Below are 20,447 nucleotides of genomic sequence, written 5' to 3'. Positions count from 1 at the left end.
TCACTTTATCAACAACACCATTAAACCCATGCACTATGCTCATACTTATAGGAAACCAAAAAGGCGGGGCGGGAAAAAGTACGCTCACCCTGCTGCTCGCCAACTACCTGACCCAACAACAGGAACGGCGGGTTACGATACTTGACATGGATTACCAACAATCACTTTCCGCCAAAGCCGAGAAAGCAAAAATATTGGAAAATGAACCGTTGTACGAAATCGTACCCGCAGACCTCAGCCATTTTCCGGCAATGCAACGGAAATTGGGGAAGTCACGGAACGAAATCGTCCTGATAGACCTGCCGGGCAAGATGGACGACGATGGGTTGATCCCCATATTTGCCGCCGCCGATGCGGTGATCTGTCCGTTTGCCTTTGACGAATTTTCGGTGGACTCCACATTGCTGTTTGCAATGGTCATCGGCAGGATCAACAAACGGGCGCCCCTCATTTTCGTGCCGAACCGTATCAAGAACACCGTCAAGTACGAAACACGGACGGAAGTCGAAAATGTCCTGCGCGGTTTCGGCACGGTCGCACCCGGTCTGCCAGACCGAATAGACTTCCAACGTATAAATACGTTCCAGACACCGATCATCCTAGATCCCGTTATCCTGCCGCTCTTAGACCTGATCTATGAACAGTACATTGCCAAGGAGGAACCATTATGAGCGGAATAAAAAGCCTTGCCGACGAGCTCCGGGATTCCATGCGGAAAGGGAAACCGCCACAGGCAAATGAAATTCCCTCGGCAGAACCACGAAAGGACACGCAAAAGAAAAAAACGGAAACGCTGGAACGCCTGTTTGAAAGTATCCAGAACCATGAACTGACCGGACGTGAACGATTACTGATCCGTCTGGACGACAAGACCCTTTTTCTGCTCAAACAACTGAAAGTTGCCAAAGGTATCGACATGACCAAGATCATATCTTACAGCCTGCACCAATTTCTAAAAACCCATCCCGAACTCACCCGATACATCAAAGAACACATTAAAACCCTTGATCTATGAATTGGACACAATTCCTGCTCGGCGTTATCGCCGTCTATGGCATTTACTATGCCCTAAACGTACTGTATGATCTGTTTATCCACCACCGTGCTCCGCGTGCGGCCGATGTAGGAAACGAATTGACATTTGATGAAGATTCGCCGCCCGAAAGGGTTATCCCCGAACCATCCAAAAAAGAAAACGAACCTACGGTAACCGAGGGGAAACCCGTTATCTCGTCCGGCCCCCTACAATCCACCGGAGGCATAAACTTAAAGCAACTCGTATCGCTCATGCAAAACAACGTGATCGAGTACACCAAAGCCATCCCTTATTAAATCCATTATGCGACCAATCCGCTTTTTGGCAGTATTCCTTACTGTCATTTTTTTTGCCCTGTACGCAACCGCCCAGCCCGGCCTTGCCGAATTTAAGGAAGTGCGCAAGGAGGTCAATACGTGGTATTACAACTTCTCTGACCTTGCCTTTGTCATCGGCGCCGTGTGCGGGCTGCTCGGCGGATTGCGTGTGTACAGCAACTGGCAGTCCGGTAAGCATCAAATCGATGCACAGGTCATGGGATGTTTTTTTTCCTGCCTTTTCCTATCGCTCGTCGGTGCCGCACTAAAGGCCCTGTTCGGGGTAAACTAACAATCCAATCATTTTTTATTCACTTTTTATTCATTATTTCTATGACAGTAAACACTAAAAAGCTGTTTGCAATGGCCACGCTTTGCCTTTCCGCGGCCCAATCAACATTCGCACAAGGTGGTACCGTGGGTATCGATGCCGCCACATCTTCACTCACCAGCTACGTAGACCCCATTTCGACGCTCATTCTGGCCATCGGCGCGGTCGTCGGGCTCATTGGGGGAATACGGGTGTACATCAAGTGGAACAGCGGAGATCAGGACATCAATAAAGAGTTGATGTCGTGGGGAGGTTCCTGCCTGTTCTTGGTACTCGTGTCAGTGGTCATCAAAGCGTTTTTCGGCGTATGACACACGGGCGTTATCCAATTTATAAGGGGCTGCAAAAGCCCCTTATTTACCGCGGTTTCAAGGGCAAGTTTATCTATTGGGGCATAGGTTCCCTTATCGGTGGTCTGGCCATCGGTGGACTTATCGGCGCACTAACCAACCTGATCCTGGGCGGCTTTGCTACCCTTGCCCTGATGGGTGCAGGACTTGCCTATACATTCATGAAACAGGGTAACGGTCTCCATGACAAAACCCGCCACCGAGGCGTATTTATCCACCCCGTCCATTTATCGATCAGTTATGAGAACAGAGAGAAAGACAGCCTTTGAAATACCCTATGTGGGTATCGACCATTATCAAGGCATGTCCATACTGTACGGCGACCGTGGCGATTTTTCAGTCGTGATGCGACTTACCAATCCCGTCTTACAGTATGGTGCCGATCCCGAAGCCTATACCGCTTTCCAACAGGTATTGCTTAACGTCATCAAGATACTTGGCGAGGGGCATATCATCCAAAAGCACGACGTATTCATCAAACTGAAATACCAGCCAAAACCTGCAACCGAGTTCTTGGAACAGAAATACCAAGAACATTTTGCGGGTCGGGAATATACCGAGATCAGAACCTACCTGACCGTGACCCGTCTGGTCAAAAAAGGGGCATTCTACACCTATGACAAAAAGGTGCTGGCCACTTTCGGGCAGAACATGGCCAAAGTATTTGACCTGCTTTCCGGCGCTGCACTTACCCCCTCATACCTTACCGAAGCGGAAATAAACCGTTTTGTAAACAGGGTGCTCGGAATGGAGTTTGAGAGCCCTAATATCGCATTGGACAATCTCCGCTGCGGAGACCGTGAGTTGCAGATCGGCGACCGGGCCGTCCGCTGTATCAGCATGGTGGGCACCGATTCGGTTGACCTGCCCGAAAAAGTCGGAACCTTTACGACCAAAAATGAAACGAACGGCATGCGTGATTTTCCGGTGGACAACCTGTTTTTCCTGCACCATGTTCCCGGTTATCGCACCATTATCTATAACCAATTATTGGAGATACCCAACCAACAGATCACGCTGGGCAAACTTGAAGTAAAACGCAAAAGGCATTCGAGCATACCCGATCCGGCAAACCTCATGTGCGTGGAGGACATCGACCGTTTATTGGTGGACGTGGCACGTGACAACCAGCTATTGGTAAATGCGCATTATTCCATGATCGTATGTGCCGATACGGACAAGATCGATAAAACGGCCAATTTTATCGAAGCCGCCCTGTTCCAGCAGGGGATTATTCCATCACGCAATGCCTACAACCAATTGGAACTGTTCCGGTGTGCTTTGCCGGGCGTTAGCGTGGAACTGAAAAAGTACGATTGGTTCCTAACGACGGCCGATGCCGCCCTATGTTTCTTTTTCAAGGAAAGGTTGCCGACCGACGAACCGTCGGAGTTTCTGCTAAGGTTTACAGACCGTCAAGGGGTGCCCGTGGCGATTGACCCATCGGACCTCGTTATGAGGACAGGCCGCATAAAAAATCGCAATCGCTTCGTGTTAGGAGCATCGGGTACGGGTAAGAGTTATTGTATAAATAATATCGTCCAACAGTACCTGCAATACAACATGGACGTGGTGATTGTGGACGTGGGGCATTCCTATTCCGGTCTTTGCAGTACATACGGAGGAAAGTACATAACCTATTCAGAAGAAAAGCCCATCACGATGAACCCCTTTGCGATCAGCGAGGAAGAATACAACATCGAGAAAAAGGATTTTTTGATAACGTTGATCTGCCTGCTTTGGAAAGGTGCCGAGGGTTCGGTAACCACCCTCGAGCGCGATGTAATTTCTAATGTCATTTCCGCCTATTACGCCCATCATTTCGATAAGGCCATCGAAGACCGTGTAGACAGGCTGGACTTCAATTCCTTTTATGAATTTGCCGTTCAGAAAATCCCCGATATAAGGAACGAAGAAAGCATCGCTTTTGACGTGGAAGAATTTCGGTTTGTATTAAAGAAGTTTTACAGAGGGGGTGAATACGAAGCGATACTGAACGAAGATGCCGACCAATCACTATTCAACGAACGGTTCATAGTCTATGAAATTGACAATATACAGAATAATAAGACGCTCCTGCCAATCGTAACGCTGATAATAATGGATCTGTTCGTGCAAAAGATGCGCCACAGGAAGAACCGCCGGAAAACACTGATCTTGGAGGAAGCATGGCGGGCCATTTCCTCGCCAATGATGGCAAATTTCCTTTTATACCTAAACAAGACCGTACGGAAGTTCTGGGGGGAAATCATCGAGGTAACACAGGAAATCAATGACATCATCGGCAACCCAATTATCAAGGACAGTATCATAAACAATTCGGATACCATTATCCTGCTGCAACAGAACGAGGCCGATTTTAGAAAGGTTGCCGAATTGCTCTCCATCACCGAGGCCGAACAGAAGAAGATTTTCACGATCAACCGTCTTGACAACAAGGACGGACGTGCCCGTTTCAACGAGTTCTATATCCGTCGGGGAAATGTCGGGGAAGTGTACGGCGTGGAGGTAAGTATTTACCACCATTTGGCGTTCACCACCGAAAAACCGGAAAAAAGCGCCGTGGAGATTTACGCCAAACATCATGGCAGCTACCCAAAAGCCCTAACGGCGTTCGTGTCCGATATGGAAAAGAGCGGTCTTTTATTGGGCGATTTTGTACAAAGGGTAAACGAGAACAATGCGCCAATTGAAACACAAAGAGAATATTTTAAACCTGATTTTACATGAAACGAATTATTGCAATAACGATCCTGTCCCTTGCTGTTTTCTACGCAAGGGGACAGATTTACATTGACCCCGCCGTGGCAGCCGCAACGGGCGTCCATGCCGGAGTGATGAACAGCCAGCTCAACAACGTGAACGACAATCTCACGCTTATCCAACGTGGACAAATGGCCGTCACGGGACAGCTCCTGATCGTGAACGATTTGCAGGACAAGATTTATAAAGGGTTAAGCGAAGTGTCCGGCGTTGTCCGTTCCCTGCTCACCGTAAAGGACATTGCCAGCATTTCCCTTGACATCGTTAACGACGTAGAAAAGGCAATGAACATCGCAAGGGGAAATCCGGTACTCCTGCTATTTGCCGAAGCGGGCGCAAGGGAATTTAAGACACGGGCGACGAACCTGTCTGCCGAGGTCAGTGCCTTTGTGCTGAAAGGTGGAAAGGATAACCTGATGGATGCGGGAGAAAGGGCGAAGTTGCTCAACCAAATAAGAACAGAGTTGACCATCCTGCGAGGTGTAGCCTTTGGGATGCACCGAAGTATGTATTGGGCGAAACAGCGCGGTATCCTTAACTCCCTTAATCCATACGCAGGTTTTATCAACATCGACAAACAGATTGCCGATGACATTATCTTTAGTTCAAGATTGCTCAAACGATGAGATACTTTATATTAACCCTATTGCTTTTGGTCATCGCCCTGACCAGAGCGAACGCACAGCTCAACGTTGAACTGCTCCATCAATTGGTCGAACACAGCAAAGATGAGTACGACCGCCAAATCACCGCACGGAACCGGCAGGCCATTACCACGGCTAACGAGGAAGTAAACCGGGAAGAAACCTCAAAACTCAAAACCCGTTACCGGCAGTTGCACAGCCGTTTCCAGACGCTCGGTATGGCATTGCAGGGGCTTAGCATGGGGCTTGAATCCGCGCCAATCGTAACCGAGATCATAAACCAGCAGAAAAGGATCATGGGTATCGTGTCCGAACACCCCGAATTTCTATTGCTCGCCATCGATGCGGAAAAGGATATGGCAGAGAAAGCCGTGCAATTGGCACGCTACCTGACCGGACTTTTTATCAGTATCGGCGACCTGAACCAGATGAAAGCGAGCGACAGGAGGATATTGTACGGTCACGTCCTGCAGGAGCTCCGGGCAATCGCCGGAGCATCGCGGGGGCTTGCGGTTACCATGTACTATTCGACACGCAAAAAGCTGCTCGATTCCCTAAATCCGTTTTCGGGTTACATCAACGAGGACAAGCGCATAGTCGATAATATATTAAGGCAATTGGAGGACTTTAAGCCATGAAGAAGCAACTCATTATCCTATTTTTTGTCTGTCTTTCAACGTCGGTTTTCGGACAAAGCTACGTGACGATCATCTATGATGCCAAGCACCTTGCCATCGTAAACGAGAACGGTGCGGTCAGGTTGGTTTCCGAGCAGACACATAACAATATGCTGGGCAACATCCGTGGACGGATCGACGATATTAACGTCAACCTTTCTTCCGTGGTACTGGTGCAGAACATGATACACCGATCACTGACCGAAGTGGATCGGGCGTTGAAGTCCGGCCGCTCCGCACTGCATATCGCAAGGCTCGTTCAGGACATTGCCACGCACAGCACAAAAATGCTGGAAACTGCAAAAGGCGAACCGTGGTTATTGCTCTTTGCCGAGGATGTCGCCCGTCAGCTAAAGGACAGGGGAATAAACCTTGCCGCCGAAGTCTCCGATTTCGTGCTCCAAGAGGGAAAAAACGTGCTGATGGACTACGAAAAAAGAGACCACCTCATGCGCAAGATCATTTTGGAATTGAAAGTGATACGGGCATTGGTGTTCAGCATGGAAAGGTCTATGTATTGGGCGAAGATCAATGGCGTACTGAAAACGGCGAATCCATACAGAAACTTTATCAATATGGACAAACGCAAAGCGGACGAGATCATACGGAATTATTATCTAATCAAGGACTGAACATGAAAACACACCCTTTAATCTGGCTGCTGTTCCTGCTCCCCTTTGGGGGAACAATGGCACAGAACGTGAAGCGCCAGACAGACAAACACATCGTGCACCAACAGGAACGTATGGTGCACAAGCAATGGAACCGCAAGAAGTTTACGCCGACCAGCGGATTTCTCGGTCTCAATTACCAATATTGGCTTACCTGGGCGTGGCACCCAGATTACCCCAAGACAGACCGCCGACCGTTGAGCGGTACGGGTCCGCAGACCCTGCGCATGGGCATGGTACTGGCCATGCAACAAACGGACGAAGCCTATAAAAAACATGCGGACACCATCCGAAACGTAGCGGTCACCGAAGCCCTCAATTATTCCGGTCTGGTCACGGATGCCGACCCCTTGTGGCTCCTGTATTACCGCAGGGAATTTGGAAGCCTGACGGGCGGCACGGACACCGATCCGCTCGCCGGACTTTCGCCGGAGGTGGGGGATTATCTAAGGAACAAAGGGCTATTGGAATGGTACAGCGAAGAACGCGCGGAACTGAAAGAACGACTGGAAGCCGCCCGGACGACCACCCTTGACCGGGGCAGCCGCATACTGGCCTACCACCGCCTGCTTGGGGAACACCGCAAACTGCTCGCCGCATGGGAAGCCAAAAAGAACTATGCCGCCAAATTCATTTTATTGGCCCAAAGCCGTGACCGCTTGAACAGTGACAACCCCGATCTGCCGGAATTTTCCGGCGGCCGCTCCGACATACAGATCGCGGAGGACATACTAAAGAGAAGCCGATAACCAAAAAGAAAATTACGATATGGATTTTATTAACATGACGGGGCTAATGCCCCGTTTTATTTTACAGGCCAATCCCAATCCGGTGGACGTGCCGGACTCCTTTAAGAAAACATTCAATTTCCTGCAAGGGAATGGCGTGTATGAGGAGGGTGTGATGCACTTCCTCAAAGGGATGAAGAATACGGTTTGGGAGCATTTTGACACGTTCATATACGATGCACAGGCGCTTTCCGCCATTTTCATGCTCATCTTCTTTGCCATCAAATCATACGAAATGATGGCGGGCGACAAAAAAATGGAAATCATGCCGTTGTTACGCCCGTTCGGGCTGGTCATGGTCATCGTCTGGTGGGGAACGTTTACCCGCGTACTCGCCTATCCTACGGACATCGTGGCCGCCAAGACGGAAAGCCTGTTTGACAGCGGGCAGATCGAAGTGAACAACCTGCGCCTGCAACGGGCAAAACTCATGGTGGACGTCGCCGATCAGCTCACCACCATACAGGCCGAAACCGAGATCGCCGAAAAAGAAGCGGATACATGGTACGGGCAGGCGTGGGATGCCGTGGCCTCTACCGTAAAAGAGGGGTTTGCCACCGTATGGAATCCGATAGTAGAACTCAAAAACCGGATGCAGGTCGGGTTGCAGCTACTGGCCACCTATGTGCTGGAAACGCTGGCGGTCTGGATACTCCGAATATGTGTGTATATCATATTCATCATCCAGATCATCTATTCGACCATCCTTATCATTTTGGGCCCTTTTAGTGTTGCCGCCTCGATCCTGCCCGCATTCCGGGATTCCTTTGGTACGTGGATAGCCCGGTTTATCAGCGTAAACCTGTATTCGGGGATTGCCTATCTGGTCATGCACATAGCAAGCCTGTTCCAACAGTATGCTATGGAGGCCGAGATCACCCGTTACCAGCAGCTCCTTGAAAGCACGGGTGACACGTTGGAAAAAATGTCGCGGTTTGCGGGCAATGGACTGTTGAGTTTCGGCATCGTCATCGTGACGTTCCTGATCGGAGGATTGACCATGTTAACCGTACCGAGCATCAGCACCTGGATCGTATCGACCAGCGGTATCACCTCGGCCGCAAGCACGATGGGTCGCGGGGCATCCAACATGGGCCGCGCCGCAAGGAGGATGATCGCCAAATTCTAAAACCCTTATATCCCATTTTTCATGATAATTAAAAATATCGAGACCAAGATCAGGCTTGCCACCTTTATTGCGGGGGCAAGTCTGACCGCCGCCCTGCTCATGGTAGTGGCGGTATCTTTTTTTGCCTATAAACAGGTCGGCAATGCACGTAAATCCGTGTATATACTCGATGCCAACAATGTACCCATTTCCGCCCGACAGACAGACGTTGAGGTGAACAGACCAGTCGAGTACCGTACACATATCAACCTATTCCATTCGTTGTTTTTCACCCTCGCACCGGACGATAAATTCATCGAATACCAGATGAAAAAAGCCATGTACCTGATCGATGAATCCGGGGCACTGCAGTACAACAACCTACGGGAAAAAGGTTTTTTCAATTCCGTGCTGTCGTCCAGCTCCGTGCTCACCATCCAGACGGATTCCATCCATCTCGATCCGGCGAACAAATACTTCCGGTACTATGGCAAACAGACCATAGATCGGCGAAGCTCCACGGTGGTGCGCACACTCGTCACGGAGGGTTATCTCCGCGACCTTGAAATGCGCACGGAGAACAATGGCCACGGCGTACTGATAACCCGATGGAAGACACTCGAAAACAAAGACATCAGCTATGTTCAAAAAAATAACTTCTAACCGCCCGCCCGACACGACGGTGTGGACAGCTTTTTACAGGGAGTTTGGCAAGTACATCGATGGAGGTGCGCACCGTACCAAAAGGTTCCTTGAAGCCCGGCCACGCACGGTGTTTTTTGCAATGGTGGCAAGCATCCTCGTTTCCGTTGGATGCTTTCTTTTTCTCCCAAAGGAAACACCGAAAAAAGAGCCCTTACAACTTTCCGTGCAACAACCCTTAATGGACGGAATGGGCGGTATTGTCATCACCGTTTCAGCCTTAAAAGAACTGCTTGAAATCCGTACCGTCCTTGATACACTCATGCAAAAGGACAATCTGGATAGCTCCGACAGCCTGCTGATGGAGCGTGCCATCGACAGGATGCAGGTTCTGGAAAAGCGATTGGCCGAAGCAAACAAACAGCATAATTCACCCTAATACAATCCAACAACCATGAAAATCAATTTCAAACAGCCACGCTATGTGCTACCCCTCATAGCGTTGCCCTTTCTATGCCTGTTTTTTTACGTCTACCAGACAGGTTTTGCAAAGGATGAAGCACCCCAGCAAGAGGGCGATCCCTTGCAGGGGCAGATTGCCGATGTATCGGAAGACGTCAAGAACCGCGCCCTATCCGACAAACTTGCCGCCTACCGTGAGCAGTACCGCCGTGGTGACGGCTATACGGCAATAGGCCAGTTACAGGAAGAACGGGCCGAACAATTCCGTTTTGATGAAATGTACAACGAAGAAGAAAAGCGCAGGCTTGATTCCATCGCGCGGGCGCTCAAAAACGAGCGACCTGTTTCCACTAATGGAGATTCGGAAAACGACGACCAAGACAGAGCCTTGCAACAGGCCCTTTCGTCATTACAGCGAAGACCCGAACCGATCAGGGAGACACCCGACAAGGCCGATCCGATGGAACTTTTCCGCCAGCAGATGGCCTATGCGGACAGCATGGCAAGGGCTAACGATCCCGACGAACAGGCAGCCCGCAGGGAACGTGAGCGCATCGAAGAAGCGAAACGGGAACTCGAAAACCAGCCCCTTTTGTCCGTTTCCAAATACGGTACAGGTCAGGGAACGTTCAATACCATTCGTGCCGAAAGCGATAATACTTTCATACAGGCCATTATCGACGAAAACATAACAGGGTATGCCGATTCCCGCTTGCGGATACGGCTTATGGACGACCTATTGGTCGGCCAGTACGTGGTAAAAAAAGGCGCTCACGTATTTGCAAAAATTTCAGGTTTTTCAGGACAACGGGTGCTGCTTACCATCACGTCCATTATGCACGGGAACAACATATTACCTGTCCGGTTGGAAGTCTATGATAACGACGGTTCCCCTGGACTGTACGTGCCCGCTTCGGCATTCAGGGAGTTTAGCCGGGAGCTCGGCGGTAACACCACGCAGGGGATTACCCTGCAGCAACAGGCCGAAAACAACAGCCAGTTGGTCATGAGTGCCATTCAACGGATGTTCCAATCCACAACGACTGCCGTATCAAAGCATATACGGAAGAACAGGGCCAAACTGAAATATAATACGGTGGTGTACCTCATCGATCCGCAGGCACTCCGCCAAAGCCAACAGAATTACAAACAGTAAAACCATTTAAGATTCCATCATGAAAAAGAAACATCATTTTCTAATCCTTTTCCTTTTATGTGTTATCGGATATTCTGCCCACAGTCAACAGGCCACGGAAACCCGGTTGGGAACACTTCCCGAACTTACCCTGCACCGTGGCCATACGGTGCATATCCTTTCACCCGAACCGATACAATACGTTGACATCGCTTCGCACCATGTATCCGGCGACCTACCCCTTGAAAACGTATTGCGTATCAAATTGCACGAAGACACCACAGAAACTGAACAACACGGGTATGAACTTGGAACGGTTACCATTGTCGGCGGTAACTTCGTGGCGCAATACCGTCTGACGGCCCCATTGTGGATGAACGATGCGAGCATTCCGGCCATGCTGGAAATCAAACTGGAACATACCCGCCCTTTGGAAATTTCGGAAATCGGATTGAGCCGTAGCCAGATGAAAAACCTTGCACTTGGCCTGCTTACTAAAAGCGTTCACCGTCCGGTAAGAAGCACGAGGGATTACGGCGTGGGCATTGTGCTGAACAGCATCAGCACATTGGGCGATTATATCTTTCTTGACGTGTCGTTTACCAATACCTCAAACCTTTCCTACAATGTAGACGAACTCCGGTTTTTCATCGAGGACAAGAAGATCACCAAGGCAACGAACGTGCAGACCGTGGAAATCAAACCCCTGTGGCAATACCAACCATTGACGGAATTTAAGAAAAGACACCGCAATGTGTTCGTACTGAAAAAGGCCACCTTTCCCGGCAACAAGGTACTTCGGGTAACGCTCACCGAAAAGCAGATTTCCGGCCGTACGGTCAACCTAAAGATAAGGTACGGAGATATTCTGAAAGCCGACACCTTTTAGTATTCGTGACTTTTGTCTTGAAAAATTTGTAAAAACAACCGTTTTTACCTTGAAAAATTTGTAAATTGCAGATGTTTATGTCAGTTAAGCAAAAATTTTTGTATGAAGTGTTTTGTTCATAAACATGAAAAATTTGTAAAACAAAGGTTTTTGACGTGAAAAATTTGTGCAATAATTGACAATAGACTTTTTTAACATGAGATTTTTGCAGATTTATGGACAAGAGTATTCCACTACACCTACAAGAAATAATATTTTCTTCCAGCAATCCGGAGATTAGTCGAACCATATCAGCGTTAGTAAAGGATGGCAAGCTAAAAAAAATTGCACCCCGGATATATACTTCAAACCTGGATGATAACGAAGCAGAGATAATCAAGAGAAATCTATTTAAAATCATAGGTCAATTATATGCCGGTGCTCTGCTCAGCCATCGTTCAGCATTCGAGTATCGGCCAACTTCAAGTGGAGATATTTTTTTGACCTATAACTATGAGCGGAAAATCAAGTTGCCCGGTGTTACGCTGAATATGTTGGAAGGTTCACCGCCTATCGAGGGAGATAATCTATTTGTGGACGGGTTGCATGTATCACAACAAGCAAGAGCATTTTTGGAAAACCTGCAATCTTCCCGAAGACCGGGGCCGTCGTCTAAGACCATGGCTTTGCCGGAAATAGAGGGGAAACTTGAACAAATTGCAAGATCAAAGGGAGAAGATGGGTTGAATGCCCTACGGGATAGGGCGAGGGAAATTGCTTCCGGGATAAATATGGAAAAGGAGTTTGAAAAATTGGACAGGCTTATTGGGGCAATGCTCTCAACAAAGCCATCTAACATCCTAAAGTCTCCCGTTGCCTTGGCGAGAGCATTTGGACAACCGTTTGATCTCAAGAGGATAGAACTTTTTGAGAACCTTTTCATCACATTGCAACAGTTGGAGTTTACACCTGTTACAGACCCAAACATAAGCAATACGGCATTCCGTAATTTCGCATTTTTTGAGGCCTATTTCTCCAATTATATCGAGGGTACAAAATTCAAAATAGATGAAGCGCTGAAAATCATCGAAACCGGAAAGCCTATGCCTGCCAGAGATGAAGATTCTCATGATATATTAGGTACATACCAGATAGTCAGTAATCGAAAGGAAATGAGTACCACGCCGGAAAATCCAGATCATTTGCTCGAAATACTTCAATATAGACATAAAATTATGCTCAATGCCCGGCCATCCAAAAACCCGGGCGAATTTAAGGATAGGAACAATAGAGCAGGTAATACAGATTTTGTTGAGGTGGAACTGGTTCGGGGTACATTGATTAAAGGGTTTGAGTTCTATCAGGCACTCAATGAACCTTTCGCCAAAGCTGCCTATATGATGTTCCTGATTAGCGAAGTACATCCTTTTCTCGATGGCAATGGGAGGTTAGCGAGAGTGATGATGAATGCCGAGTTGGTCAGGGCCGAACAAAGTAAGATTATTATTCCGACAGTCTTTAGAGATGATTATTTGGGTGCTTTACGGGCAATTTCAAGACGGAATGAAACTAATATATATATCCGTATGCTTTTACGCGCATGGAAATTTAGTGCAACGGTCTCTGGTGAGGATATGGATAATATACATCATGTACTTACCCAAAGTAACGCCTTTGAAGAAGGTGAAGATTATATCTTGAAAATCGTAGGGGAATAGCGGATTATATTTTTTTAAATTTTTTATGGTCATATAAGCCAGCGTAAGTCGCTGGCTTTTTTTATGAATCAATCTTAGTTTAATTGCTACGGAAGATTGCCGTAAGGCAGTCTTCCATTCTTTGAAAATCAAATTATCATGGAAGAACGGCGACGCCATCCTTCCAACCTTACAAAGACAAACATTTATGGAAGAAACCAAAGAGCAACAGGGGCTTTACCGCTCCCTGCAATTTGGCATATACCTATCCGTTGTCCTCGAAGTCTTTTTGTTTTTCTATGTAGATAGATTCCTCTTGGCAGGGGTAGCAAATAACAGTTTGCTACTCTTTGCGGAGAGGCTTTCGAGGGTGCCGTTCTATGTCGAATTGATAAACAGCAAACTCTTTACGCTTGTACTGATCTGTCTGGTCTCCATCGGAACATTAAGCCGAAAGAAAAAAGACCTCAATCCCAAGACCCAGATCGGTTACCCTTTGGCATTGGGGATGCTCATTCTTTTTTCGGGCTTGTGGTTGCAAGGACGTGGAGCGGCTCCGATATGGGGGCAAGTCAATTGGTATGACCTTGCCTATATCACAAGTGCTTTTGCGGGTGCCGTTTTGGTACACGTTGCAATGGACAACGTTTCCAAGATTATCAGCTCCAATCTGGGAAAGGATCGTTGGAACATTGAGGAAGAATCCTTTATGCAGCCGACTGAACCCGTGATAACACCGTACTCGATCAACATCCCGACCTTGTTCTATTACAAGGGAAAAGTCCGAAAGGGGTATATACCGCTCGAAAATATTTTTAGGGGCTGTTTGGTTTGCGGAGTGCCGGGCAGTGGAAAATCGTTTGGGATCATCATGCCGATTATCCGCCAAATGATTGCCAATTCGTTCACCATGTGCCTATACGATCTGAAATACCCCGATCTCGGCAAAATTGCATATTATCATTACCTGCTTGCCAAACAGAACGGTCGGTGCAAGGATTACCGTTTCCACGTTATCAATCTCAACGACCCTGCAAAGAGCAGACGGGTAAACCCTTTGAAACGTGCTTATCTGGGTACACTTGCCGATGCTTCGGAAACGGCCGAAGCACTTGTTGAAGCCTTGAAAAAAGGCGACAAGTCCGGTGGAAGCGACCAATTCTTTACGCAGTCCGCCGTCAATTTCCTTGCCGCCTGTATCTACTTTTTCAGTAGGTACGAAGATGGACGTTATTCCAGTCTGCCCCATGTACTTGCCTTTCTTAATCTTTCGTATGAACAGATTTTTACGGTGCTGTTCAGTAACGGGGAGCTTGCTTCCCTATTATCACCATTTTTATCTGCCTACAAAGCAAAGGCATTTGACCAATTGGAGGGACAGGTCGGAACGCTCAAAATCTTTATCAGCCGAATGGCAACCAAAGAAACTTTCTGGGTTTTCGGTGCGGATGATTTCGAGCTACAGGTCAGTAACCCCAAGCACCCCGGTATTTTGGTGCTTGCTAACGACCCGAGTACGCAGAGCATCAATTCCGCCTGCCTGTCCGTGGTGCTTAATCGGGTTACCAAACTTATCAATACAAAGGGCAATCTGCCCATCGGTTTAGTGGTGGATGAGGCTCCAAGTCTGTATATCCACCGTGTCGACCTACTCGTGGCACAGGCCCGATCCAATTTTTCCGGAGTGGTTTTGGGGCTTCAGGAGTTACCTATGTTACTCCAGCAATATGGCAAGGAAACAGCAGAGGTCATCACGTCCATCATGGGAAATGTACTGTCTGGCTCTGTCAGGAGCAAGGAAACCTTGGAGTGGTTGGAACGCCTGTTTGGCAAGGTCAAGCAAACGGGTGAAAGCCTAAGCATCGACCGTACAAGAACCTCGCTATCGTTGAATGAAAAACTCGAACCGTTGATTCCCGCCGGGAAGATAGCATCACTAAAGACAGGTGAAATCGTCGGTATCGTTGCACGTGATACTGTGGAAACCTATACGGGAAAATACCAGACCTCGGCGGTCAATTGCCGTGTCAATCTGGACATGGAAGCCATTAAAAAGGAAGAAGCAAATTATCGGGAACTGCCGACCTATTACGACTTCGGTGGACGGAAAGAGGAAATCCTATTGGACAATTTTTTCCGCATCAACAAGGAAGTGCAGGAAATGGTCCAGCAGTTAATGCCGACACAGGACACACCCCAGATTCCCACTCCAACCGAAACCAAAACATCATGAACAACACAGAACGTTCTGCCTATCAGCGGAACATATTAACTATCCCCAGCCTTGTTTTGGGGTGGTTGCTACTTGTACCCTTTATGCTTTATGGGCAGGGCATCGATTACAGTCCGCCATTGGACAAGCTAAAGGTTACATCACCGTTCGGCTACCGTATCCACCCGATAAATGGTAAGGCATCGCACCATAACGGTGCCGATTTTGCCGCCCGTTCCGACCCTGTATTCAATGTGCTTGACGGTCGGGTCAAAGCAACCGGAAAGCATAAAGCACTTGGCAAATATGTACGGGTACTTCACGGAGACGTGGAAACCATTTACGGACATCTTTCCCGAATACTCGTTTCGCCCGGTGATACGGTGACGGTGGGGCAACCCATTGGTATTACGGGAGCAACGGGCAGGGTGACGGGTGAGCATTTGCATTTCTCGGTGAAATTCAAAGGGAAATACCTTGACCCATTGAAATTCCTGCACAGGCTAAGAGAACAATCGGATAAACCTTTAAACATCGAATAATATGGACTATCATTTAAGATCACTACAACAAAAACTAAGTATCCTGGCCAGTGGTGAGGATATTGGTCTAACCCCACAGGAAGCCGCCGTTTATGGCGTGGAATACGCCGACGAATGGCCTGATGACGAATCCCCGGAGGTGGATGAATATGAGCAGTAAAAATTCAAAATCCCTGCATGAAATAGTAGCCGCAAATATCATCAAGAAACTCGAAGAGGGTACTGCACCGTGGCAAAAACCGTGGAATCACAACGGCCCAGCCTTTGAAATCCCATACAATGCCACAACGGGAAACCGCTATAAAGGGATTAATATTTTTTCCCTCTTGATGGCTGATCGTGATGACCCCCGATGGATGACCTTTAAGCAAGCATCGGAAAAAGGCTTGCAAGTGCGGAAAGGTGAAAAGGCTTCCCTTATCCAGTATGTCAAACTACACCAATTGTTGCCTAAGAAAGACGAGCAGTGCAAACCGATTTTGGACGAAAAAGGAAAACCTGTTAAGGTTCAGGTAAGGTTGGACAGACCGATCATTACAACCGCTTGGGTGTTCAATGCGGAGCAGATCAACGGTATCGAACCTTTGGTTAAACCTGATGTAAAACAATTCCAATGGGATCCTATCGAAAGGGCAGAAAACCTCATTCAGGCTTCGGGAGCTAACATAACCCACAGAGCGGGCGACAAAGCATTTTATAGCCCACTCCGTGACAGTATTACCATGCCGTTCCGTGAACAATTCGATGCACCGGATAAATACTATGCCACCGTGCTCCATGAGCTCGGCCATTGGACAGGACACGAAAACCGTCTGGACAGAAGCCTTATAAACAAGTTTGGAACAGAGGGGTATGCCCGCGAGGAACTCCGCGCCGAAATTGCATCCATGCTCATAGGTCAAGAACTCCACATTGGCCACGATCCCGGCCAACACGTTGCCTACGTGGACAATTGGATTCAGATATTGCGCGATACACCTTTTGAAATACACGCCGCCGCTGCTGATGCTGAAAAAATATTCAAATACCTATTGGCATTTGAACAAAAAAGGGAAATCAAAGCCGCCGCCGATGTGGCGGTCGAAAAACTCACCGTAACACAATCACAAAAGGTGAAAGAAACTACCCTTTCTATGGGTGATGAAATCGCCTATAACAATACGGTGTACAAAGTGCAAGGCCATCTGAAACGTGGACGTATGCGTGTGGAAGACCTGACAACCGGAAATGTATTTTCCCTATCCAAGACAGACCAGCTATATAATTCCCTGCTCCAAGCCAAACAGCATCCCGAAGCTGTCAAGGTAGATGCAGACCTAAAGCGCCCGGCGCATACTGAAATGGAGGTTGTCGCCGCCTACGGTATCAGAAGATAAAATTATTAAAACCCCAAAAAACAATTACATCATGAAATACCCTATCAACGAACATGAAATGCCCCTAAACGAACTTGAAAAATTAGGGCTTTACATAAACGGTGGATTTAGCATAAGCCCGGAGAATATCGATGCCCTGCTTGCAGGTAGAAGAACCGATATGTTGAGCATGGCCAATCTGAATATCGATGGGTTTGCCATCCGCCAACTGGATGCAAAGCTATCTCTTAGCCGAGGTGAGGACGGTACTGTCCAGCTTAACGTACATCCTATTTATCGTGAACCACAATGGCACCCGCTATTGAGCGACGACGAAGAAAAAGCATTGATTGCCGGAGAAAAACACGTAGTGAGCAAAGAACAGGAGATCGGTGGAAACAAAAAGAAGAAAGTCATCATTGAATACGACGATCTCACAAAGGAGTTTGTGGCGTATGAGCCCGAAGAAGTGCAGACCCCCATTAGGGTAAATGGCGAAGAACTTTCTGAAAAGCAACAGGAGGCTTTCCGTAACGGTGAAGTGGTGGAACTCAAAGACGGAACGAAAATCCAGCACTCGGCAACGGACAATAAGGGTATTCGTTCAGACAGTAAACGGCTTATCCTATCCGTGCTATTGGACGGCGGTATCTCATACTTGGTATTCCGTGGTATCAATAACCTAAGAGGTAGGCTCGAACCGCAGGATGAGGGTTATACCGCCGGATACAACCGTGCGTTGTCCGACATGATGATGGCCGACAAAAAGATAAGGGAAAAAGGGAACGAGAAAACCGTTCAAGACCTTGCGCAAAATCTTCGGGATAAACAAGAAAGTAGAGGGTACGGACGTACCGTTTCGAGGTAATGGTATTTCTCCGATTAAAAGCCGAAGTAAGGAACTTCTTTGCTCCCTATATGGATATGGTCGAGGGTAATATTCTATTCCCTTATACATTGAAAAACCAGATCATAGACCATGAACGTTGGAGTGAAAACGGTATCCGTATTCCGGTAAGCAAAGGTGTATGGTTGGCGACGAACAACTTGCCTTTGTCCGTTACCGACCTTTTTATTGGTCATTCGGCTGGTGATATAATGTGCTTCTGTCATTATTACCCCAATTGGATTATTCCACACTGTCCGAGTGCATTTGCTTCATTGGGTTTGTTGCCAACCAAAGAACAGTTTACTTGGCTGAAAGCCCTTTTCACCAATGCCAAAATACATATGGTATTTGACGGGGGAATAAGTGGCCGTGTAGCCGATTGCAAAGTAGCGACGTGGCAACTCGGTAAGAATGCGAGGTTCAGCCTTGTTGATGAACATGGCGAATTTTATTGCAACAAAAAGAGATACCGTATTCCGGTTGGTGATTTTTCATTGAACCGTTTTGAAAGATTGTCCGGCATACGTGCAGGTATCAGAACCCATAAACCCAAAGCACCATTTGAAACGTTCTACCAATCCTTTATAAACGGGCTAATCTGAGCCAGCCCATCCCGCACCCCTGATCCTTAATTGGGTCAGGGGTTTTGTTGTTTAGTATTACATAATTAAGTGATGAATTTACCTTAAATTTGAAGTATGAATTTAGCAGAACGTGATAGTTGGATTGCTTATGTTGGTTGGGCTGACAACAATGGAAGTATATGGGGGCAATATAACCGTCTCGTAGATTACCTTTTTGAAAGTTATCCAACTACTAAACGCCGTTTTGATGAAATCTCCATTCCGTTTTTACATACAATCTCACATGGCATCGAACTTGGTCTAAAGGAGAACATAAATTTCTTCATGGAATATGCCCAAACTGTAAGTCTAACAAATTTTGAAAGATTAGTAGATTTAGAAAAAAGCCATGAGCTTGACAAACTTGCTGATGAATTTAAAATCTATTATTATCGGCTACATAAGCAACTCGGGTTGGATAAGGATGAGAAATTAGAGTTTACTAAGTATTATGACTTTCTCATCGACTTGATTGAAATATTGGATCGGTCGGCAGAAACATATCGCTATGCCACTAAGATAGATAAAGATGGAAATATTCTCAAAGCCAGCATAGACCGTCAGAAAAAAATCGATTTTTTGCAGGTCAAAGTCTTATACGAAAAAGTCAATATTTTGCTAATCGGAGCCCCAAATTCCATTGGTCGCTTTACGGATTTTATCGACTATCAAAGAGCAAACCCTAAATATTCGGGTGGTAAAGGCTTTTTATATTGTCAAAGGTTACATTATACAGATTGGTTTCACAAACAACTTATAATTGATTTAGATGAGAAGTTTACAAAAGTAAAAGATAATCTTTGGTTTGATCCAGATACGAGAGAGAATTACGAAATACAAATATTGAAAGACGATATGTATATTATTGCGGTTGACCCTCGGACACGATAACATTATTTGCTTCTTAACGAATCCAGACTTTCAATTATATTCGTGCTATTAAGTTCAGAATAATTAAGTAGGATGAAATCAAAATTATTTGGATAGAGCTGTTTAAGTACCATCCCTAATTCCCGAACGCTTTCCACCCTAATACGGTGTTCTTTTTATACTTTGCTATTATTTATTGTTAGTAGCATCAAAATTTTGATATTTTCTTTTAGCCAGTCTGTTTGTCGGAATAACCAAAAATATTTTGAGATACTTTCGACAGGTCGCAAATTATTTTCATACTCCATAATAAATACTTTGTTGGCAAAATAAAAAGCGTCATCTGGACGGATTCTGTATTTATTACTATTGACAATAAGTTTCTTATCACTTTTGCATTCTATGCAAGTAGTATTTTTTTCAAAATACGAACTAACAATTTTTTTGGTTTCATTAATCGTCATAAG

Annotated in this window: 25 protein-coding genes; 24 read left to right on the top strand and 1 reads right to left on the bottom strand. The window is 46.8% G+C overall.

The genetic code is table 11. From position 1 onward, the window contains the following. Positions 1–35 precede the first annotated feature (35 nt). From NMK93_RS19195 to NMK93_RS19080, 24 genes are all read left to right on the top strand, one after another. Positions 36–671 carry a ParA family protein gene (locus NMK93_RS19195; protein ID WP_254526835.1) on the top strand — a complete coding sequence of 212 codons (636 nt, stop codon included), beginning with the start codon at positions 36–38 and terminating at the stop codon, positions 669–671. Continuing rightward, on the top strand, positions 668–1,015 hold the full coding sequence (locus NMK93_RS19190) for a hypothetical protein (RefSeq protein WP_254526836.1): 348 nt from the start codon (positions 668–670) through the stop codon (positions 1,013–1,015). Before NMK93_RS19195 ends, NMK93_RS19190 begins: the two co-directional genes overlap by 4 nt. Continuing rightward, on the top strand, positions 1,012–1,332 hold the full coding sequence (locus NMK93_RS19185; protein WP_254526837.1) for a hypothetical protein: 321 nt from the start codon (positions 1,012–1,014) through the stop codon (positions 1,330–1,332). Before NMK93_RS19190 ends, NMK93_RS19185 begins: the two co-directional genes overlap by 4 nt. Positions 1,333–1,339: 7 nt before the next feature. Further along, on the top strand, positions 1,340–1,645 hold the full coding sequence (locus NMK93_RS19180) for a DUF4134 family protein (RefSeq protein ID WP_254526838.1): 306 nt from the start codon (positions 1,340–1,342) through the stop codon (positions 1,643–1,645). A gap of 41 nt (positions 1,646–1,686) precedes the next feature. Further along, positions 1,687–1,995, top strand: coding sequence for a DUF4134 domain-containing protein (locus tag NMK93_RS19175; RefSeq protein WP_254526839.1), 309 nt, complete (start codon positions 1,687–1,689; stop codon positions 1,993–1,995). Further along, complete coding sequence (locus NMK93_RS19170; protein ID WP_254526840.1) at positions 1,992–2,303, top strand: DUF4133 domain-containing protein; 312 nt, start codon at positions 1,992–1,994, stop codon at positions 2,301–2,303. The genes NMK93_RS19175 and NMK93_RS19170 overlap by 4 nt, the downstream gene beginning before the upstream one ends. Beyond that, positions 2,275–4,764 carry a TraG family conjugative transposon ATPase gene (locus NMK93_RS19165; protein WP_254526841.1) on the top strand — a complete coding sequence of 830 codons (2,490 nt, stop codon included), beginning with the start codon at positions 2,275–2,277 and terminating at the stop codon, positions 4,762–4,764. The genes NMK93_RS19170 and NMK93_RS19165 overlap by 29 nt, the downstream gene beginning before the upstream one ends. A gap of 128 nt (positions 4,765–4,892) precedes the next feature. Beyond that, positions 4,893–5,423 (top strand): hypothetical protein, encoded by a 531-nt coding sequence (locus tag NMK93_RS19160; RefSeq protein ID WP_254526842.1) that lies wholly within the window; start codon positions 4,893–4,895, stop codon positions 5,421–5,423. A 257-nt stretch (positions 5,424–5,680) separates the two neighbouring features. Beyond that, positions 5,681–6,079, top strand: a complete 399-nt coding sequence (locus NMK93_RS19155) for a hypothetical protein (protein ID WP_254526843.1) — start codon at positions 5,681–5,683, stop codon at positions 6,077–6,079. Between the two features lie 221 nt (positions 6,080–6,300). Beyond that, the gene (locus NMK93_RS19150; protein ID WP_254526844.1) at positions 6,301–6,750 is read left to right on the top strand and encodes a hypothetical protein; all 450 of its coding nucleotides are present in this window, start codon (positions 6,301–6,303) and stop codon (positions 6,748–6,750) included. Between the two features lie 2 nt (positions 6,751–6,752). Then, complete coding sequence (locus NMK93_RS19145) at positions 6,753–7,538, top strand: hypothetical protein (protein WP_254526845.1); 786 nt, start codon at positions 6,753–6,755, stop codon at positions 7,536–7,538. 19 nt (positions 7,539–7,557) lie between these two features. After that, on the top strand, positions 7,558–8,706 hold the full coding sequence (locus NMK93_RS19140; RefSeq protein ID WP_308214524.1) for a plasmid transfer protein: 1,149 nt from the start codon (positions 7,558–7,560) through the stop codon (positions 8,704–8,706). A gap of 21 nt (positions 8,707–8,727) precedes the next feature. Then, the gene (gene traK, locus NMK93_RS19135; RefSeq protein ID WP_254526846.1) at positions 8,728–9,348 is read left to right on the top strand and encodes a conjugative transposon protein TraK; all 621 of its coding nucleotides are present in this window, start codon (positions 8,728–8,730) and stop codon (positions 9,346–9,348) included. Beyond that, complete coding sequence (locus NMK93_RS19130; protein WP_254526847.1) at positions 9,326–9,766, top strand: hypothetical protein; 441 nt, start codon at positions 9,326–9,328, stop codon at positions 9,764–9,766. The genes traK and NMK93_RS19130 overlap by 23 nt, the downstream gene beginning before the upstream one ends. 15 nt (positions 9,767–9,781) lie before the next feature. Next, positions 9,782–10,945 (top strand): conjugative transposon protein TraM, encoded by a 1,164-nt coding sequence (traM, locus tag NMK93_RS19125; RefSeq protein WP_254526848.1) that lies wholly within the window; start codon positions 9,782–9,784, stop codon positions 10,943–10,945. Between the two features lie 19 nt (positions 10,946–10,964). Beyond that, positions 10,965–11,813 carry a conjugative transposon protein TraN gene (gene traN, locus NMK93_RS19120; RefSeq protein ID WP_254526849.1) on the top strand — a complete coding sequence of 283 codons (849 nt, stop codon included), beginning with the start codon at positions 10,965–10,967 and terminating at the stop codon, positions 11,811–11,813. Positions 11,814–12,028: 215 nt separating this feature from the next. Beyond that, on the top strand, positions 12,029–13,510 hold the full coding sequence (locus tag NMK93_RS19115) for a Fic family protein (RefSeq protein ID WP_254526850.1): 1,482 nt from the start codon (positions 12,029–12,031) through the stop codon (positions 13,508–13,510). Positions 13,511–13,631: 121 nt separating this feature from the next. Then, the gene (locus NMK93_RS19110; protein WP_254526851.1) at positions 13,632–15,722 is read left to right on the top strand and encodes a TraM recognition domain-containing protein; all 2,091 of its coding nucleotides are present in this window, start codon (positions 13,632–13,634) and stop codon (positions 15,720–15,722) included. Positions 15,723–15,787: 65 nt separating this feature from the next. Then, positions 15,788–16,243: a M23 family metallopeptidase gene (locus tag NMK93_RS19105; protein ID WP_254534173.1), complete on the top strand. Its 456-nt coding sequence runs from the start codon at positions 15,788–15,790 to the stop codon at positions 16,241–16,243. A gap of 1 nt (position 16,244) precedes the next feature. After that, positions 16,245–16,403 (top strand): hypothetical protein, encoded by a 159-nt coding sequence (locus NMK93_RS19100; RefSeq protein WP_254526853.1) that lies wholly within the window; start codon positions 16,245–16,247, stop codon positions 16,401–16,403. After that, on the top strand, positions 16,393–17,619 hold the full coding sequence (locus NMK93_RS19095) for an ArdC family protein (protein ID WP_254526854.1): 1,227 nt from the start codon (positions 16,393–16,395) through the stop codon (positions 17,617–17,619). Before NMK93_RS19100 ends, NMK93_RS19095 begins: the two co-directional genes overlap by 11 nt. 31 nt (positions 17,620–17,650) lie before the next feature. Next, entirely contained in the window at positions 17,651–18,466 is an 816-nt protein-coding gene (locus NMK93_RS19090; RefSeq protein WP_254526855.1) for a DUF4099 domain-containing protein, read from the top strand. Then, positions 18,466–19,089: a hypothetical protein gene (locus tag NMK93_RS19085; protein WP_254526856.1), complete on the top strand. Its 624-nt coding sequence runs from the start codon at positions 18,466–18,468 to the stop codon at positions 19,087–19,089. The genes NMK93_RS19090 and NMK93_RS19085 overlap by 1 nt, the downstream gene beginning before the upstream one ends. Before the next feature lie 96 nt (positions 19,090–19,185). After that, positions 19,186–20,001 carry a hypothetical protein gene (locus tag NMK93_RS19080; RefSeq protein WP_254526857.1) on the top strand — a complete coding sequence of 272 codons (816 nt, stop codon included), beginning with the start codon at positions 19,186–19,188 and terminating at the stop codon, positions 19,999–20,001. 155 nt (positions 20,002–20,156) lie between these two features. Here NMK93_RS19080 and NMK93_RS19075 read toward each other — a convergent pair whose 3' ends face one another. Continuing rightward, positions 20,157–20,444, bottom strand: coding sequence for a hypothetical protein (locus tag NMK93_RS19075; protein ID WP_254526858.1), 288 nt, complete (start codon positions 20,442–20,444; stop codon positions 20,157–20,159). Positions 20,445–20,447: the final 3 nt, after the last annotated feature.

Origin of the sequence: Sphingobacterium sp. LZ7M1 (genome assembly GCF_024296865.1) — a bacterium.
Lineage (GTDB): Bacteria > Bacteroidota > Bacteroidia > Sphingobacteriales > Sphingobacteriaceae > Sphingobacterium.
The sequence above is the reverse complement of the archived record's forward strand: the minus strand, read 5'-3'. Positions and strand labels throughout refer to the sequence as shown.

What these genes read in the sequence shown, in the direction of transcription:
- traK (WP_254526846.1), top strand. Translation starts at nt 8,728, where the DNA reads ATGATAATTAAAAATATCGAGACCAAGATCAGGCTTGCCACCTTTATT.
- NMK93_RS19175 (WP_254526839.1), top strand. Translation starts at nt 1,687, where the DNA reads ATGACAGTAAACACTAAAAAGCTGTTTGCAATGGCCACGCTTTGCCTT.
- NMK93_RS19140 (WP_308214524.1), top strand. Translation starts at nt 7,558, where the DNA reads ATGGATTTTATTAACATGACGGGGCTAATGCCCCGTTTTATTTTACAG.
- traM (WP_254526848.1), top strand. Translation starts at nt 9,782, where the DNA reads ATGAAAATCAATTTCAAACAGCCACGCTATGTGCTACCCCTCATAGCG.
- NMK93_RS19190 (WP_254526836.1), top strand. Translation starts at nt 668, where the DNA reads ATGAGCGGAATAAAAAGCCTTGCCGACGAGCTCCGGGATTCCATGCGG.
- NMK93_RS19100 (WP_254526853.1), top strand. Translation starts at nt 16,245, where the DNA reads ATGGACTATCATTTAAGATCACTACAACAAAAACTAAGTATCCTGGCC.
- NMK93_RS19085 (WP_254526856.1), top strand. Translation starts at nt 18,466, where the DNA reads ATGGTATTTCTCCGATTAAAAGCCGAAGTAAGGAACTTCTTTGCTCCC.
- traN (WP_254526849.1), top strand. Translation starts at nt 10,965, where the DNA reads ATGAAAAAGAAACATCATTTTCTAATCCTTTTCCTTTTATGTGTTATC.
- NMK93_RS19075 (WP_254526858.1), bottom strand. Translation starts at nt 20,444, where the DNA reads ATGACGATTAATGAAACCAAAAAAATTGTTAGTTCGTATTTTGAAAAA.
- NMK93_RS19180 (WP_254526838.1), top strand. Translation starts at nt 1,340, where the DNA reads ATGCGACCAATCCGCTTTTTGGCAGTATTCCTTACTGTCATTTTTTTT.
- NMK93_RS19170 (WP_254526840.1), top strand. Translation starts at nt 1,992, where the DNA reads ATGACACACGGGCGTTATCCAATTTATAAGGGGCTGCAAAAGCCCCTT.
- NMK93_RS19115 (WP_254526850.1), top strand. Translation starts at nt 12,029, where the DNA reads ATGGACAAGAGTATTCCACTACACCTACAAGAAATAATATTTTCTTCC.
- NMK93_RS19195 (WP_254526835.1), top strand. Translation starts at nt 36, where the DNA reads ATGCTCATACTTATAGGAAACCAAAAAGGCGGGGCGGGAAAAAGTACG.
- NMK93_RS19130 (WP_254526847.1), top strand. Translation starts at nt 9,326, where the DNA reads ATGTTCAAAAAAATAACTTCTAACCGCCCGCCCGACACGACGGTGTGG.
- NMK93_RS19095 (WP_254526854.1), top strand. Translation starts at nt 16,393, where the DNA reads ATGAGCAGTAAAAATTCAAAATCCCTGCATGAAATAGTAGCCGCAAAT.
- NMK93_RS19165 (WP_254526841.1), top strand. Translation starts at nt 2,275, where the DNA reads ATGAGAACAGAGAGAAAGACAGCCTTTGAAATACCCTATGTGGGTATC.
- NMK93_RS19090 (WP_254526855.1), top strand. Translation starts at nt 17,651, where the DNA reads ATGAAATACCCTATCAACGAACATGAAATGCCCCTAAACGAACTTGAA.
- NMK93_RS19080 (WP_254526857.1), top strand. Translation starts at nt 19,186, where the DNA reads ATGAATTTAGCAGAACGTGATAGTTGGATTGCTTATGTTGGTTGGGCT.
- NMK93_RS19150 (WP_254526844.1), top strand. Translation starts at nt 6,301, where the DNA reads ATGATACACCGATCACTGACCGAAGTGGATCGGGCGTTGAAGTCCGGC.
- NMK93_RS19185 (WP_254526837.1), top strand. Translation starts at nt 1,012, where the DNA reads ATGAATTGGACACAATTCCTGCTCGGCGTTATCGCCGTCTATGGCATT.
- NMK93_RS19145 (WP_254526845.1), top strand. Translation starts at nt 6,753, where the DNA reads ATGAAAACACACCCTTTAATCTGGCTGCTGTTCCTGCTCCCCTTTGGG.
- NMK93_RS19155 (WP_254526843.1), top strand. Translation starts at nt 5,681, where the DNA reads ATGGGGCTTGAATCCGCGCCAATCGTAACCGAGATCATAAACCAGCAG.